Origin of the sequence: Streptococcus sp. 9.1, from assembly GCF_016648815.1 — a bacterium.
Lineage (GTDB): Bacteria > Bacillota > Bacilli > Lactobacillales > Streptococcaceae > Streptococcus > Streptococcus salivarius_E.
The window spans coordinates 100,063-115,293 of the sequence record NZ_JACLQS010000003.1; the positions used below are offsets into that span (position 1 = coordinate 100,063).

28 protein-coding genes and 1 tRNA gene are annotated in these 15,231 nt (G+C 39.7%); all 29 read left to right on the forward strand.

Translation table 11 applies throughout. The annotated features are described in order from the left end of the window. Positions 1-20 precede the first annotated feature (20 nt). Positions 21-644 carry a 50S ribosomal protein L4 gene (gene rplD / locus H7T93_RS03735; protein ID WP_014635142.1) on the forward strand — a complete coding sequence of 208 codons (624 nt, stop codon included), beginning with the start codon at positions 21-23 and terminating at the stop codon, positions 642-644. Further along, complete coding sequence (locus tag H7T93_RS03740) at positions 644-940, forward strand: 50S ribosomal protein L23 (RefSeq protein WP_002887066.1); 297 nt, start codon at positions 644-646, stop codon at positions 938-940. Before rplD ends, H7T93_RS03740 begins: the two co-directional genes overlap by 1 nt. Positions 941-957: 17 nt before the next feature. Beyond that, positions 958-1,791, forward strand: a complete 834-nt coding sequence (gene rplB, locus H7T93_RS03745; RefSeq protein ID WP_002887065.1) for a 50S ribosomal protein L2 — start codon at positions 958-960, stop codon at positions 1,789-1,791. Positions 1,792-1,884: 93 nt separating this feature from the next. Next, on the forward strand, positions 1,885-2,163 hold the full coding sequence (rpsS, locus tag H7T93_RS03750; RefSeq protein WP_000533765.1) for a 30S ribosomal protein S19: 279 nt from the start codon (positions 1,885-1,887) through the stop codon (positions 2,161-2,163). Between the two features lie 15 nt (positions 2,164-2,178). Next, a complete protein-coding gene (gene rplV, locus H7T93_RS03755; protein WP_002887063.1) occupies positions 2,179-2,523 on the forward strand; it encodes a 50S ribosomal protein L22 in 345 nt (114 codons plus the stop codon). 12 nt (positions 2,524-2,535) lie between these two features. After that, positions 2,536-3,189 (forward strand): 30S ribosomal protein S3, encoded by a 654-nt coding sequence (gene rpsC, locus H7T93_RS03760; RefSeq protein WP_002885727.1) that lies wholly within the window; start codon positions 2,536-2,538, stop codon positions 3,187-3,189. Between the two features lie 3 nt (positions 3,190-3,192). Beyond that, the gene (gene rplP, locus H7T93_RS03765; protein ID WP_000960950.1) at positions 3,193-3,606 is read left to right on the forward strand and encodes a 50S ribosomal protein L16; all 414 of its coding nucleotides are present in this window, start codon (positions 3,193-3,195) and stop codon (positions 3,604-3,606) included. A 9-nt stretch (positions 3,607-3,615) separates the two neighbouring features. Then, the gene (rpmC, locus tag H7T93_RS03770) at positions 3,616-3,822 is read left to right on the forward strand and encodes a 50S ribosomal protein L29 (RefSeq protein WP_002885754.1); all 207 of its coding nucleotides are present in this window, start codon (positions 3,616-3,618) and stop codon (positions 3,820-3,822) included. Positions 3,823-3,849: 27 nt separating this feature from the next. Further along, entirely contained in the window at positions 3,850-4,110 is a 261-nt protein-coding gene (rpsQ, locus tag H7T93_RS03775) for a 30S ribosomal protein S17 (RefSeq protein WP_002885836.1), read from the forward strand. Between the two features lie 24 nt (positions 4,111-4,134). Then, on the forward strand, positions 4,135-4,503 hold the full coding sequence (gene rplN, locus H7T93_RS03780; protein ID WP_002885711.1) for a 50S ribosomal protein L14: 369 nt from the start codon (positions 4,135-4,137) through the stop codon (positions 4,501-4,503). A gap of 80 nt (positions 4,504-4,583) precedes the next feature. Next, entirely contained in the window at positions 4,584-4,889 is a 306-nt protein-coding gene (rplX, locus tag H7T93_RS03785) for a 50S ribosomal protein L24 (protein WP_002885874.1), read from the forward strand. Positions 4,890-4,915: 26 nt separating this feature from the next. Continuing rightward, positions 4,916-5,458, forward strand: coding sequence for a 50S ribosomal protein L5 (gene rplE, locus H7T93_RS03790; RefSeq protein ID WP_002887058.1), 543 nt, complete (start codon positions 4,916-4,918; stop codon positions 5,456-5,458). 17 nt (positions 5,459-5,475) lie between these two features. Beyond that, positions 5,476-5,661 (forward strand): type Z 30S ribosomal protein S14, encoded by a 186-nt coding sequence (locus H7T93_RS03795; protein ID WP_001085699.1) that lies wholly within the window; start codon positions 5,476-5,478, stop codon positions 5,659-5,661. Between the two features lie 122 nt (positions 5,662-5,783). After that, positions 5,784-6,182, forward strand: coding sequence for a 30S ribosomal protein S8 (gene rpsH / locus H7T93_RS03800; RefSeq protein ID WP_002885642.1), 399 nt, complete (start codon positions 5,784-5,786; stop codon positions 6,180-6,182). Between the two features lie 126 nt (positions 6,183-6,308). Continuing rightward, on the forward strand, positions 6,309-6,845 hold the full coding sequence (gene rplF / locus H7T93_RS03805; protein ID WP_002887056.1) for a 50S ribosomal protein L6: 537 nt from the start codon (positions 6,309-6,311) through the stop codon (positions 6,843-6,845). Positions 6,846-6,934: 89 nt separating this feature from the next. Beyond that, positions 6,935-7,291: a 50S ribosomal protein L18 gene (rplR, locus tag H7T93_RS03810; protein ID WP_002885810.1), complete on the forward strand. Its 357-nt coding sequence runs from the start codon at positions 6,935-6,937 to the stop codon at positions 7,289-7,291. Between the two features lie 18 nt (positions 7,292-7,309). Next, a complete protein-coding gene (gene rpsE, locus H7T93_RS03815) occupies positions 7,310-7,804 on the forward strand; it encodes a 30S ribosomal protein S5 (protein WP_002885626.1) in 495 nt (164 codons plus the stop codon). 14 nt (positions 7,805-7,818) lie between these two features. Next, positions 7,819-8,001: a 50S ribosomal protein L30 gene (gene rpmD, locus H7T93_RS03820; protein WP_002885773.1), complete on the forward strand. Its 183-nt coding sequence runs from the start codon at positions 7,819-7,821 to the stop codon at positions 7,999-8,001. A 127-nt stretch (positions 8,002-8,128) separates the two neighbouring features. Continuing rightward, positions 8,129-8,569 (forward strand): 50S ribosomal protein L15, encoded by a 441-nt coding sequence (rplO, locus tag H7T93_RS03825; protein ID WP_002885849.1) that lies wholly within the window; start codon positions 8,129-8,131, stop codon positions 8,567-8,569. 16 nt (positions 8,570-8,585) lie between these two features. Further along, positions 8,586-9,881: a preprotein translocase subunit SecY gene (gene secY, locus H7T93_RS03830; RefSeq protein WP_002892081.1), complete on the forward strand. Its 1,296-nt coding sequence runs from the start codon at positions 8,586-8,588 to the stop codon at positions 9,879-9,881. A 131-nt stretch (positions 9,882-10,012) separates the two neighbouring features. Then, positions 10,013-10,651: an adenylate kinase gene (locus H7T93_RS03835; RefSeq protein WP_073949444.1), complete on the forward strand. Its 639-nt coding sequence runs from the start codon at positions 10,013-10,015 to the stop codon at positions 10,649-10,651. Positions 10,652-10,768: 117 nt separating this feature from the next. Beyond that, on the forward strand, positions 10,769-10,987 hold the full coding sequence (infA, locus tag H7T93_RS09970; RefSeq protein WP_001040189.1) for a translation initiation factor IF-1: 219 nt from the start codon (positions 10,769-10,771) through the stop codon (positions 10,985-10,987). A 25-nt stretch (positions 10,988-11,012) separates the two neighbouring features. Continuing rightward, positions 11,013-11,129, forward strand: coding sequence for a 50S ribosomal protein L36 (gene rpmJ / locus H7T93_RS03845; protein WP_000868345.1), 117 nt, complete (start codon positions 11,013-11,015; stop codon positions 11,127-11,129). A gap of 17 nt (positions 11,130-11,146) precedes the next feature. Then, the gene (gene rpsM / locus H7T93_RS03850; protein WP_073949446.1) at positions 11,147-11,512 is read left to right on the forward strand and encodes a 30S ribosomal protein S13; all 366 of its coding nucleotides are present in this window, start codon (positions 11,147-11,149) and stop codon (positions 11,510-11,512) included. A gap of 26 nt (positions 11,513-11,538) precedes the next feature. Continuing rightward, positions 11,539-11,922: a 30S ribosomal protein S11 gene (rpsK, locus tag H7T93_RS03855; protein WP_002885718.1), complete on the forward strand. Its 384-nt coding sequence runs from the start codon at positions 11,539-11,541 to the stop codon at positions 11,920-11,922. A gap of 48 nt (positions 11,923-11,970) precedes the next feature. After that, positions 11,971-12,909 (forward strand): DNA-directed RNA polymerase subunit alpha, encoded by a 939-nt coding sequence (locus H7T93_RS03860; RefSeq protein ID WP_002885793.1) that lies wholly within the window; start codon positions 11,971-11,973, stop codon positions 12,907-12,909. A 17-nt stretch (positions 12,910-12,926) separates the two neighbouring features. Next, positions 12,927-13,313, forward strand: a complete 387-nt coding sequence (gene rplQ, locus H7T93_RS03865; RefSeq protein WP_002885709.1) for a 50S ribosomal protein L17 — start codon at positions 12,927-12,929, stop codon at positions 13,311-13,313. A gap of 248 nt (positions 13,314-13,561) precedes the next feature. Beyond that, positions 13,562-14,857, forward strand: coding sequence for a gamma-glutamylcysteine synthetase (locus H7T93_RS03870; protein ID WP_195968946.1), 1,296 nt, complete (start codon positions 13,562-13,564; stop codon positions 14,855-14,857). Positions 14,858-15,048: 191 nt separating this feature from the next. Beyond that, positions 15,049-15,134: transfer RNA gene (locus tag H7T93_RS03875), tRNA-Leu, on the forward strand. The last annotated feature ends 97 nt before the right edge of the window (positions 15,135-15,231 follow it).

Below are 15,231 nucleotides of genomic sequence, written 5' to 3' on the forward strand. Positions count from 1 at the left end.
AAAGGAGAAATCAGTTAAAAATGGCAAACGTAAAACTATTTGACCAAACTGGTAAAGAAGTTAGCACAGTTGAACTTAACGACGCTATCTTCGGTATCGAACCAAACGAATCAGTAGTATTTGATGTCGTAATCAGCCAACGTGCTAGCCTTCGCCAAGGTACTCACGCGGTTAAAAACCGTTCAGCAGTATCAGGTGGTGGACGTAAACCATGGCGTCAAAAAGGAACTGGACGTGCTCGTCAAGGTTCTATCCGCTCACCACAATGGCGTGGTGGTGGTGTTGTCTTCGGACCAACTCCACGTTCATACGGATACAAACTTCCACAAAAAGTTCGTCGCCTTGCATTGAAATCTGTTTACTCAGCTAAAGTTGCAGAAGATAAATTTGTAGCAGTTGAAGCTCTTTCATTTGCAGCTCCAAAAACTGTTGAATTCGCAAACGTTCTTTCAGCTCTTAGCATCGATTCTAAAGTACTTGTTATCGTTGAAGAAGGAAACAAATTTGCTGAACTTTCAGCACGTAACCTTGCAAACGTAACTGTTGCAACTCCTGCAACTGCAAGTGTACTTGACATCGTAAACGCAGATAAACTTCTTGTTACTAAAGAAGCTATCTCATCAATCGAGGAGGTTCTTGCATAATGAATTTGTATGACGTAATCAAAAAACCTGTTATCACTGAGAAATCTATGATTGCTCTTGAAGCAGGAAAATACACTTTCGAAGTTGATACACGTGCACACAAACTCTTGATCAAACAAGCAGTTGAAGCTGCATTTGAAGGTGTTAAAGTTGCTAGCGTGAACACTGTAACTGTTAAACCAAAACAAAAACGTGTTGGACGTTACACTGGTTTCACTTCAAAAACTAAAAAAGCTATCATCACTCTTACAGCTGATTCTAAAGCAATCGAGTTGTTTGCAGCTGAAGCTGAATAATCAAAGGAGAAATTAACGTGGGTATTAAAGTTTATAAACCAACGACAAATGGCCGTCGTAACATGACTTCTTTGGATTTCGCAGAAATCACTACAAGCACTCCTGAAAAATCATTGCTTGTTTCTCTTAAGAACAAAGCTGGTCGTAACAACAACGGTCGTATCACTGTACGTCACCAAGGTGGCGGACACAAACGTCACTACCGTTTGATTGACTTCAAACGTAACAAAGATGGCGTTGAAGCAGTTGTTAAAACAATTGAGTATGATCCAAACCGTACTGCAAACATCGCTCTTGTACACTACACTGACGGGGTTAAAGCTTACATCATCGCACCTAAAGGTCTTGAAGTAGGTCAACGTATCGTTTCAGGTCCAGATGCGGATATCAAGATTGGTAACGCTCTTCCACTTGCAAACATCCCAGTTGGTACAGTTATCCACAACATCGAGCTTCAACCAGGTAAAGGTGCTGAACTTATCCGTGCCGCTGGTGCTTCTGCTCAAGTTTTGGGTCAAGAAGGTAAATACGTACTTGTTCGTCTTCAATCAGGTGAAGTTCGTATGGTTCTTGGTACATGTCGTGCAACTATCGGTACTGTAGGTAACGAACAACAATCACTTATCAACCTTGGTAAAGCCGGCCGTAATCGCTGGAAGGGTATTCGCCCAACAGTTCGTGGTTCTGTAATGAACCCTAACGACCACCCACACGGTGGTGGTGAAGGTAAAGCACCAGTTGGACGTAAAGCGCCATCTACTCCATGGGGTAAACCTGCGCTTGGTCTTAAAACTCGTAACAAGAAAGCTAAATCTGACAAACTTATCGTTCGTCGTCGTAACGAAAAATAATTTAGTCGCTTAGCACATAACATCCGCCAACTCGGTAGCATTTCTTAGTGCAAGCCGCTGTGGTACATTCAATTTAAAGGAGAAAACTACAAAATGGGACGTAGTCTTAAAAAAGGACCTTTCGTCGATGAGCATTTGATGAAAAAAGTTGAAGCTCAAGCAAATGACGAAAAGAAAAAAGTAATTAAAACTTGGTCACGTCGTTCAACGATTTTCCCAAGTTTCATCGGATACACTATCGCAGTTTATGATGGACGTAAACACGTTCCTGTTTACATCCAAGAAGACATGGTAGGTCACAAACTTGGTGAATTTGCACCAACTCGTACTTACAAAGGTCACGCAGCTGACGATAAGAAAACACGTCGTTAATAGGAGGAGGACACAATGGCAGAAATTACTTCAGCTAAAGCAATGGCTCGTACAGTGCGTGTTTCACCTCGTAAAACACGTCTTGTTCTTGATCTTATCCGTGGTAAGAACGTTGCTGATGCAATCGCAATCTTGAAATTCACTCCAAACAAAGCAGCTCGCATTGTTGAGAAAACTCTTAACTCTGCTATCGCTAACGCAGAAAACAACTTTGGTTTGGAAAAAGCTAACTTGGTAGTATCTGAAACATTCGCAAACGAAGGACCAACAATGAAACGTTTCCGTCCACGTGCGAAAGGTTCAGCTTCACCAATCAACAAACGCACAACTCACGTAACAGTAGTTGTGTCAGAAAAATAAGGAGGTAAACTCGTGGGTCAAAAAGTACATCCAATTGGTATGCGTGTCGGGATCATCCGTGACTGGGATGCGAAATGGTATGCTGAAAAAGAATACGCAGATTACCTTCACGAAGATTTGGCAATCCGCAAATTCATTCAAAAAGAACTTGCAGACGCTTCAGTTTCAACTATTGAAATCGAACGTGCTGTAAACAAAGTTATTGTTTCACTTCACACTGCAAAACCAGGTATGGTTATCGGTAAAGGTGGATCAAACGTTGACGCTCTTCGCGCTCAACTTAACAAATTGACTGGAAAACAAGTACACATCAACATCGTTGAAATCAAGAAACCTGATTTGGACGCTCACCTTGTTGGTGAAACAATTGCTCGCCAACTTGAGCAACGTGTTGCTTTCCGTCGTGCACAAAAACAAGCTATCCAACGTGCAATGCGTGCTGGAGCTAAAGGAATCAAAACTCAAGTATCAGGTCGTTTGAACGGTGCAGATATCGCCCGTGCAGAAGGATACTCTGAAGGTACAGTTCCACTTCACACACTTCGCGCTGATATCGATTACGCTTGGGAAGAAGCTGACACAACTTACGGTAAACTTGGTGTTAAAGTTTGGATCTACCGTGGAGAAGTTCTTCCAGCTCGTAAAAACACTAAAGGAGGCAAATAACAAATGTTAGTACCTAAACGTGTTAAACACCGTCGTGAATTCCGTGGAAAAATGCGCGGTGAGGCTAAAGGTGGTAAAGAAGTATCATTCGGTGAATACGGTCTTCAAGCTACAACTAGCCACTGGATTACAAACCGTCAAATCGAGGCTGCTCGTATTGCCATGACTCGTTACATGAAACGTGGTGGTAAGGTTTGGATTAAGATCTTCCCACACAAATCATACACTGCTAAAGCTATCGGTGTACGTATGGGTTCTGGTAAAGGGGCACCTGAAGGTTGGGTAGCACCAGTTAAACGTGGTAAAGTAATGTTCGAAATCGCAGGTGTTTCTGAAGAAGTTGCACGTGAAGCGCTTCGTCTTGCTAGCCACAAATTGCCAGTTAAATGTAAATTCGTGAAACGTGAAGCAGAATAAGGAGAAGACATGAAACTTGAAGAAATCAAAAAGTTTGTTGCTGAGCTTCGTGGCTTGTCTCAAGAAGAGCTTGCTAAAAAAGAAAACGAACTTAAGAAAGAACTTTTCGACCTTCGTTTCCAAGCTGCAGCAGGTCAACTTGATCAAACTGCCCGTTTGAACGAAGTGAAAAAACAAATTGCACGTGTTAAAACTGTGCAATCTGAAATCAAATAATAGATTGGGAAAGGAGCAATTCTAATAATGGAACGTAATCAACGTAAAACCCTTGTTGGACGCGTAGTATCTGACAAGATGGATAAAACAATCACAGTTGTAGTTGAAACTAAACGTAACCACCCAGTCTATGGTAAACGTATCAACTATTCTAAAAAATACAAAGCACATGATGAAAACAACGTTGCTAAAGAAGGCGATATCGTTCGTATCATGGAAACTCGCCCACTTTCAGCTACAAAACGCTTCCGTCTTGTAGAAGTTGTGGAAGAAGCTGTTATTATCTAATAAAACTAAAAGGAGACAATTGAAATGATTCAACAAGAAAGTCGCTTAAAAGTTGCTGATAATAGCGGTGCTCGTGAAATCTTGACTATCAAAGTTCTTGGTGGTTCAGGACGTAAATTCGCTAACATCGGCGACGTTATCGTTGCAACTGTTAAACAAGCTACACCAGGTGGAGCTGTTAAAAAAGGTGATGTTGTTAAAGCTGTTATCGTTCGTACAAAAACTGGTGCTCGCCGTCCAGACGGTTCATACATCAAGTTTGATGACAACGCTGCAGTAATCATCCGCGATGACAAAACTCCTCGTGGAACTCGTATCTTTGGCCCTGTTGCACGTGAATTGCGTGAAGGTGGATACATGCGTATCGTATCTTTGGCGCCAGAAGTACTTTAATCTGAATTAACACAAACTTAGTCCCCTGAAATGTTCAGGGTGCCCATTAGGGCGTAAGAAATAATAGGAGAAATACTCAAATGTTTGTAAAAAAAGGCGATAAAGTTCGCGTTATTGCTGGTAAAGACAAAGGAACTGAAGCAGTAGTTCTTAAAGCTCTTCCAAAAGTAAACAAAGTTGTTGTTGAAGGTGTTGCAATCATCAAAAAACACCAAAAACCATCAGCTGAAAACCCTCAAGGTGCTATTGTGGAAAAAGAAGCACCAATCCACGCTTCAAACGTTCAAGTTCTTGACAAGAACGGTGTAGCTGGACGTGTAGGTTACAAAGTTGTTGACGGCAAAAAAGTTCGTTACAACAAAAAATCAGGCGAAGTGCTTGACTAATCACGAAGGAAAGGAGAAAGTATTAAATGGCTAACCGTCTTAAAGAAAAATACACTAACGAAGTAATTCCAGCTTTGACTGAAAAATTCAATTATTCTTCAGTTATGGCTGTGCCAAAAGTTGATAAAATCGTTATCAACATGGGTGTTGGTGAAGCTGTAAACAACGCTAAAACTCTTGAAAAAGCTGCTGCTGAGTTGGCACTTATTTCAGGTCAAAAACCATTGATTACTAAAGCTAAGAAATCAATCGCTGGCTTCCGTCTTCGTGAAGGTGTAGCGATCGGTGCTAAAGTTACCCTTCGTGGTGAACGCATGTACGAATTCTTGGATAAATTGGTATCAGTATCACTTCCACGTGTTCGTGACTTCCATGGTGTTCCAACTAAATCATTCGATGGACGTGGTAACTACACACTTGGTGTTAAAGAACAACTTATCTTCCCAGAAATCAACTTCGACGATGTTGATAAAGTACGTGGTATGGATATCGTTATCGTAACTACTGCTAACACTGACGAAGAAGGTCGTGAATTGCTTAAAGGCCTTGGAATGCCTTTTGCAAAATAATCTAGGAGGTAAATAAATTGGCTAAAAAATCAATGATTGCTAAGAACAAACGCCCTGCGAAGTTCTCTACGCAAGCTTACACTCGTTGCGAACGTTGTGGACGTCCACACTCAGTTTATCGCAAATTTAAACTTTGCCGTGTTTGCTTCCGTGAATTGGCTTACAAAGGTCAAATTCCAGGTGTTACCAAAGCTTCTTGGTAAAAACATGGTACATTTAAGTTAGTTTCACCTAATTTGAATGTATTTAACACAATCTGAGCCTAGCTCAATCATTAACTAGCAAGTGAATTATTCAAACTACTAGTAAGAGGAGAAAATATAAAATGGTTATGACTGACCCAATTGCAGATTTCTTGACACGTATTCGTAACGCTAACCAAGCTAAACACGAAGTACTTGAAGTACCTGCATCAAACATTAAAAAAGGTATCGCTGAAATCCTTAAACGTGAAGGTTTCGTAAAAAATGTTGAAGTTATCGAAGATGACAAACAAGGTATCATCCGCGTATTCTTGAAATACGGACAAAACGGTGAACGTGTTATCACTAACTTGAAACGTATTTCTAAACCAGGTCTTCGTGTTTACTCTAAACGTGAAGATGTTCCTAAAGTTCTTAACGGACTTGGAATCGCGATCATCTCTACTTCAGAAGGTCTTTTGACTGATAAAGAAGCTCGTCAAAAGAACGTTGGTGGAGAAGTTATCGCTTACGTTTGGTAAGAAGCTGATACTAAGCACTTATCTCAAATGATTTGTGCGAGTTTCGTTGATTATATTCTATGAAACTCATCCCCGTGAAAACTAGTCACTTTGTGGCTTGATAATCTAACAGGAGAATTAAATACTATGTCACGTATTGGTAATAAAGTTATTACTTTGCCTGCTGGTGTTGAAGTAACAAACAACGATAACGTTGTTACTGTTAAAGGACCTAAAGGCGAACTCACTCGTGAGTTTAACAAAAACATTGAAATCAAAGTTGAAGGCAATGAAGTTACACTTCACCGTCCAAACGACTCAAAAGAAAACAAAACAATCCACGGTACTTCACGTGCAAACTTGAACAACATGGTTGTTGGTGTTTCTGAAGGTTTCAAAAAAGAACTTGAAATGCGCGGTGTCGGATATCGTGCGCAACTCCAAGGAACAAAACTTGTTCTTTCAGTTGGTAAATCTCACCAAGACGAGGTTGAAGCTCCAGAGGGTATTACTTTTGAAGTACCATCTGCAACTTCAATCGTTGTAAGTGGTATTAACAAAGAAGTTGTTGGTCAAACAGCAGCTTACATCCGTAGCCTTCGTTCACCAGAACCTTACAAAGGTAAAGGTATCCGTTACGTTGGTGAATACGTACGTCGTAAAGAAGGTAAAACTGGTAAATAATAGGATTTTATCCTTATGGCAATTCTTTGTGGATTGTCTCTTTACCAAAAGCTCTCATGAGCTAGCATTATAATTAAGAGGTGAAAATTGTGATTTCGAAACCAGATAAAAACAAACTCCGCCAAAAACGCCACCGTCGCGTTCGCGGAAAACTCTCTGGAACTGCTGATCGCCCACGTTTGAACATTTTCCGTTCTAATACAGGCATCTACGCTCAAGTTATTGATGACGTAGCGGGTGTAACGCTCGCAAGTGCATCAACTCTTGATAAAGAAGTTTCTAAAGGAACTAAAACAGAACAAGCCGTTGTTGTCGGTAAACTTGTTGCTGAACGCGCAGTAGCTAAAGGTATTTCTGAAGTGGTGTTTGACCGCGGTGGATATCTCTATCACGGACGTGTTAAAGCTTTGGCTGACTCAGCTCGTGAAAACGGATTGAAATTCTAATAGGGAGGACACTTAATAATGGCATTTAAAGATAATGCAGTAGAACTTGAAGAACGCGTAGTTGCTATCAACCGTGTTACTAAAGTTGTAAAAGGTGGACGCAACATGCGTTTTGCTGCTCTTGTTGTTGTTGGTGACCGTAATGGTCGCGTAGGATTTGGTACTGGTAAATCTCAAGAGGTTCCAGAAGCTATCCGTAAAGCAGTTGAAGCAGCTAAGAAAAACCTTATCGAAGTTCCTATGGTTGGTACAACTATTCCTCACGAAGTTCGTTCAGAATTTGGTGGAGCGAAAGTATTGTTGAAACCAGCTGTTGAAGGGGCTGGGGTTGCCGCTGGTGGTGCAGTTCGTGCCGTCATCGAATTGGCTGGTGTTGCTGATGTAACATCTAAATCACTCGGTTCAAACACTCCAATCAACATCGTTCGTGCGACTGTTGAAGGATTGAAACAACTTAAACGTGCTGAAGAAGTTGCGGCTCTTCGTGGCATCTCAGTATCTGACTTGGCATAAGAAAGGAGATAACAATGGCTCAAATTAAAATTACTTTGACTAAGTCTCCAATCGGACGCAAACCAGAACAACGTAAAACAGTTGTTGCTCTTGGACTTGGTAAATTGAATAGCTCAGTTGTTAAAGAAGACAACGCTGCTATCCGTGGTATGGTCAACGCAGTATCTCACTTGGTAACTGTAGAAGACGTTAAATAAAAATTGATTTAAGTCGTGAGGGTTACCTTGCGACTTAAACTGAACTTCATGTATAGGCGAGTTTCTAATCAAGCTACCTTACTTGGTTAGAGGCGCTAGCATTTTACAAAAAGAGGAGAAAAAAATAATGAAACTTCATGAATTGAAACCTGCTGAAGGTTCTCGTAAAGTCCGCAACCGTGTAGGTCGTGGTACTTCATCTGGTAACGGTAAAACTTCAGGCCGTGGTCAAAAAGGTCAAAAAGCTCGTAGCGGTGGTGGCGTACGTCCAGGATTTGAAGGTGGACAAACTCCATTGTTCCGTCGTCTTCCAAAACGCGGATTCACTAACATCAACGCTAAAGAATATGCACTTGTAAACCTTGATCAATTGAACGTCTTTGAAGATGGTACAGAAGTAACTCCAGCAGTTCTTAAAGAAGCTGGAATCGTTCGTGCTGAAAAATCAGGCGTTAAAGTTCTTGGTAACGGCGAATTGACTAAGAAATTGACTGTTAAAGCAGCTAAATTCTCAAAATCTGCTGAAGCAGCTATCACTGCTAAAGGTGGTTCAATCGAAGTCATCTAATGAGGGGTAACTCATTATGTTCTTTAAACTATTAAAAGACGCATTGAAAGTCAAAAACGTTCGTAATAAGATTTTATTTACAATCTTCATTATTTTCGTTTTTCGTGTAGGGACTCATGTAACAGTTCCTGGTATCAATGCGGAAAGTTTGAAACAATTAAGTGATTTACCTTTCTTGAACATGCTTAACTTGGTGTCTGGTAATGCCATGAATAACTTCTCAATCTTCTCGATGGGGGTTAGTCCTTACATTACAGCATCAATCATCGTCCAACTTTTGCAGATGGATATCTATCCGAAATTTGTGGAGTGGGGCAAACAAGGGGAAGTTGGTCGTCGTAAATTGAACCAAGCGACTCGCTATATTACTCTTGTTTTAGCCTTTGTTCAATCGATTGGTATTACAGCAAGTTTTAATACTCTCTCATCAATTTCATTGGTTAAAACACCAAATGTTTCAACCTACCTATTGATTGGGACAATTCTAACTGCTGGTAGCATAATTGTGACATGGCTTGGTGAACAAATCACAGATAAAGGTTTTGGTAATGGTGTGTCAATGATTATCTTTTCAGGGATCATTGCTTCTATTCCAAAAATGTTCTCAACGATTTACGAGGATTTCTTTGTCAATGTTCGTTCAGGAGAATTGACTCGTTCATATATCATAGTTGCTTTGTTAATTGTGGTAGGTTTGGCGATTGTCTTCTTTACGACATTTGTTCAACAGGCAGAATATCAAATTCCAATTCAATATACTAAATTGGTTCAGGGGGCTCCAACGAGTTCTTACCTTCCATTGAAAGTAAATCCAGCTGGTGTTATTCCCGTTATCTTTGCTAGCTCGATTACAACAATTCCTAGTACTATTCTTCCATTCTTCTCGAAGGTTACATGGTTATCACACTTACAAGGACTACTCTCGTATAATACACCTAGTGGAATGATTACTTACGCGATATTGATTATCTTATTCTCATTCTTCTACACATTTGTCCAAGTAAATCCTGAAAAAACTGCTGAAAATCTTCAAAAGAATGGATCTTACATTCCTAGTGTTCGTCCAGGTCGTGAGACTGAAAAGTACATGTCTTCATTGCTTAAGAGATTGGCAACAATCGGGGCTGTATTTCTCGCGTTTATTTCATTGGCTCCAATTGCGGCTCAACAGTTTATGCACCTTACAAGCTCGATCGCGCTTGGTGGTACATCTCTCTTGATCTTGATTTCAACTGGTATCGAAGGTATGAAACAACTCGAAGGTTACCTATTGAAACGTCAGTACGTTGGATTTATGAATCTTGAAGACTAAATCTTCTCATGAACAATTGAGAGGGAAAGAAAGGTTACTTTCTGTCCCTTCTCTTTTGTTTTTTGATAACTCTACCAATGTGTTAAAACCTTGATAGAGTTATTTGAAAACAAAAATAAGGAGTTCGTAAGATGAATCTTTTAATTATGGGTCTACCAGGTGCTGGTAAAGGGACTCAAGCTGCAAAAATTGTTGAGGAATTTGGTGTAGCTCACATCTCAACTGGTGATATGTTCCGTGCTGCTATGGCTAACCAAACAGAAATGGGAACTTTGGCAAAATCATTCATCGATAAAGGTGAATTGGTACCAGATGAAGTAACAAACGGAATCGTTAAAGAGCGTTTAGCTCAAGACGACATTAAGGAAAAAGGATTCCTTTTGGATGGTTTTCCTCGCACGATCGAACAAGCTCATGCCTTGGATCAAATCTTGGTTGATCTTGGTTTGAAGCTTGAGGGAGTAATCAATATCGAAGTGGATCCATCTTGCCTTCTTGAACGCTTGAGTGGTCGTATTATTCACCGCGAAACAGGTGAAACTTACCATAAAGTATTCAACCCACCAGCTGACTACAAGGAAGAAGACTATTACCAACGTGAAGATGACAAGCCTGAAACTGTTAAACGTCGTCTTGACGTAAACATTGCTCAAGGTGAGCCAATTATTGCACATTACCGTGAGCTTGGTCTTGTATCAGATATTCAAGGTAATCAAGATATCGACGATGTATTCGCTGATGTTAAAAAAGCGATTGCAGCAATTAAATAATTATATAATCTTACTTGCGTATCAGACTTAAGCATGTTATAATACTTTAGTCTGACTTATAATTGTTACCTCTGTGCTCAGAGGAAATCAAATCGAAATTTTAGGGGGTACTTTTGCGTGGCAAAAGAAGACGTGATTGAAATTGAAGGTAAAGTTGTAGAAACTATGCCTAATGCTATGTTTACTGTTGAATTGGAAAATGGACACCAAATTTTGGCGACAGTTTCTGGTAAAATCCGTAAAAACTACATTCGTATTTTGGTCGGTGACCGTGTGACTGTTGAAATGAGTCCTTATGATTTGACACGTGGACGCATCACATACCGCTTTAAATAATCGAAATAATTGGAGGGATTAAAACATGAAGGTAAGACCATCGGTTAAACCAATTTGCGAATACTGTAAAGTTATTCGTCGTAACGGTCGTGTTATGGTAATTTGTCCAACAAATCCAAAACACAAACAACGTCAAGGATAATATAGAAAGGAGAAATCATGGCTCGTATTGCTGGAGTTGACATTCCAAACGATAAACGTGTAGTAATTTCACTTACTTACGTATACGGTATCGGACTTGCAACATCTAAGAAAATCTTGGCTGCTGCAGGCGTTTCTGAAGACATCCGCGTTAAAGATTTGACAATTGATCAAGAAGACGCTATCCGTCGCGAAGTGGATGCAATCAAAGTTGAAGGTGACCTTCGTCGTGAAGTTAACCTTAACATCAAACGTTTGATGGAAATCGGTTCATACCGTGGTATCCGTCACCGTCGTGGACTTCCTGTCCGTGGACAAAACACTAAAAACAATGCCCGCACTCGTAAAGGTAAAGCTGTTGCGATTGCAGGTAAGAAAAAATAATTAAAATAAAATAGGAGGTAAAAACATTGGCTAAACCAACACGTAAACGTCGTGTGAAAAAGAATATCGAATCTGGTATTGCTCACATTCACGCTACTTTCAATAACACTATTGTTATGATTACAGATGTGCATGGTAACGCTGTAGCATGGTCATCAGCTGGTGCTCTTGGTTTCAAAGGTTCTCGTAAATCTACACCATTTGCTGCACAAATGGCTTCAGAAGCTGCTGCTAAATCTGCACAAGAACATGGTCTTAAAACAGTTGAAGTAACTGTTAAAGGTCCTGGTTCAGGTCGTGAGTCTGCTATCCGTGCTCTTGCTGCTGCAGGTCTTGAAGTAACAGCAATCCGTGATGTAACACCTGTACCACATAATGGTTGTCGTCCTCCAAAACGTCGTCGTGTGTAATCTTTAATAACAATAGTACACAAGGTTCGTTTCGAGGGAGTATAATAAATGATTGAGTTTGAAAAACCAATAATAACAAAAATTGATGAAAATAAAGATTACGGCAAATTTGTCATCGAACCACTAGAACGTGGTTATGGTACAACTTTGGGTAACTCTCTTCGTCGTGTACTTTTGTCATCACTTCCAGGTGCTGCCGTAACATCAATTAAGATTGATGGAGTACTCCACGAATTTGATACCGTACCAGGCGTCCGTGAAGACGTGATGCAAATCATCCTTAATATTAAAGGACTTGCTGTAAAATCTTACGTCGAAGACGAAAAGACAATTGAACTTGATGTCCAAGGTCCAGCTGAAGTTACTGCTGGAGACATCTTGACTGATAGCGACATTGAAATTGTTAACCCTGATCATTATCTTTTCACTATCGCTGACGGCGCTTCTTTGAAAGCGACTATGACAGTAGCTACAAACCGTGGTTATGTTCCAGCAGATGAAAACAAGAAAGATGATGCACCAGTGGGAACATTGGCTGTAGATTCAATCTACACACCAGTGAAAAAAGTCAATTATCAAGTTGAACCTGCCCGTGTAGGTAGCAATGATGGTTTTGATAAATTGACAATCGAAATCATGACAAACGGAACAATCATCCCTGAAGATGCCCTCGGTCTCTCGGCTCGCGTTTTGATTGAACACTTGAATTTGTTTACTGACCTTACTGATGTTGCTAAAGCTACTGATGTAATGAAAGAAACTGAAAAAGTGAACGATGAAAAGGTGCTTGACCGTACCATCGAAGAACTTGATTTGTCTGTACGCTCATATAACTGTTTGAAACGTGCCGGTATTAATACCGTTCATGATTTGACAGAAAAAACTGAGCCTGAAATGATGAAAGTCCGTAACCTAGGTCGTAAATCTCTTGAAGAAGTCAAAGTTAAGTTGGCTGATCTTGGACTTGGACTCAAAAACGATAAATAATAACATAGGAGGATAACATGGCTTACCGTAAACTTGGACGCACAAGCTCACAACGTAAAGCGGTTCTTCGTGATTTGACTACAGATCTTATCATTAACGAAGCAATCGTTACAACTGAAGCACGTGCTAAAGAAATCCGTAAAACAGTTGAAAAAATGATCACTCTTGGTAAACGTGGTGATTTGCACGCACGTCGTCAAGCAGCTGCATTTGTACGTAACGAAATTGCATCTGAAAGCTATGATGAAGCAACTGATAAATATACATCAACAACTGCTCTTCAAAAACTTTTCTCAGAAATCGCACCTCGTTATGCTGAACGTAACGGTGGATACACTCGTATCCTTAAAACAGAACCACGTCGTGGCGATGCTGCCCCAATGGCAATCATCGAACTTGTTTAATTTTTATCAATTTTGTTGAGTGTTATGATGATGGAATAGCTTAGCTTTTCTTAGTCTAGCTCTGGTCTACCGCTGGGCATACGCCTAGCGGGAACACTCATCATAAAAATGGGAATAAATAAGCATGTAACGCTTGTTTACGAAAGGTAATACGGTTATTTTTCGTAAGCAGGCGTTTTTTTGTCTATAAATCGTCTGAATATTTTGATATAATGGAATAAGCTTATTTTAAAAAGGGGGGCATTATTTTGACAACAGCCAAGGAATTGCTTAAGCAAAGGTACTATGAGCCAATTAAGGAGCAACCCGAATTATTTGTGGGGATTGAGTTGGAATACCCAGTTGTTAATTTGAGTGGTAATGCTACAGATGTCTCTCTTACAAAACAGTTACTAGTCTATCTTTTGGATAATTTTGATTTTCAAGCTGATAAGTATGATTCTGATAATAATCCTATTCAGCTTATCGATAAAGCTTCTGGAGACATGATTCTTTTTGAAGTTTCGTACAATACAATCGAGTTTGCTTTTGCAAAGGCTGAGAGAATTTCTGAGGTTGAGGAACGTCTGGATACTTACCTCAGTATAATCCAACCCTATCTTCAGAATCATAATCATGAGTTGCAAGGTTGGGGAGTGAATCCAAACTGGGCAAAAAATGACAACAGACCTGTTAAATCTCCTCGTTATGAAATGCTTATGGATTTTCTCGAGCTATCTAAAGCAAAGAACAATCCTTTCTTTCATGATTATCCAGAATATGGTTCTTTCATCTGTGGGAGTCAGGTACAGTTAGATGTTTCAAAAACGTCCTATTTAAGAGTCTTAAATGCTTTTAATCAAATAGAGGGACCCAAGGCAGTATTATTGGCAAACTCTGAGTTTTGGGGTTCTGATTGGGATTTAGCGCTTTCCCGTGATGTTTTCTGGGAGAATTCCATGCATGGTGTGTTTGAGGAAAATGCAGGAGTATTTCCCAAGGTATTTAAGAGTGAAGATGACTATTTTTCTTACTTGTCTGAGACAGCCATTTTTACTGCTAAGCGTGGTGACGAAACCTACTATTTTGAACCAATACGTGCTAAAGACTATCTAAGTACGTCATCTGTCAAAGCACACTCTATTCATGGCAAAGTAGTCACTATTGAGCCAAGTGAGGAAGATTTTAAGACTCACCGTTCTTATCAATTCCAAGATTTAACGACGCGAGGGACGATTGAGTTTCGCAGTGTTTGTACTCAACCTTTCTCATCAACCTTTGCACCAGCAGCTTTTCACCTTGGTCTTTTAGTCAATTTGGAAAATCTAGAAAATATTTTGAATGACGCATCTTTTTTTGAAGCATTTGACTATGATTTTCCTAAAATTCGTCGTTTATTTTCGAAAAAGGATATTTCTGCTACGGACCTCAAAATGATTTTACCTTTGACAGAATCGTTATTGGCTTGTGCTGAGGATGGCTTAAAATCGCGTGGTTTTGGAGAAGAAGTCTACTTAGCTCCCCTTAGAGAGAAATTAGATAAACTGAATAAGAGTTTAGCTTAACCTTTGATAAAAGATATAATAGATAACTTTTGCTAAAAAATTTAAAAAAAGGCAAAAAAGTATTGACGTCAGTAAACAATAAATGGTATTATATAGTAGTTGTTTCGAAAGAGACAAGAGAAAGTTATAAAAACTTTCAAAAAAAGTATTGACACGAGTTGTCAATCTTGATATAATAACTAATGTTGTTAGCGGAAATGGCGGAATTGGCAGACGCGCAGGACTAAGGATCCTGTGACCGCTTTAGGTCGTGAGGGTTCAAGTCCCTCTTTCCGCAGAGTAACCAGTCAGATGACTGGTTTTTTTGTATTAAAAAATCAAAACGCTTACAAATTGTAGAAAAGCTAGTTTTTTGAGTCTAATTGTGATAGAAT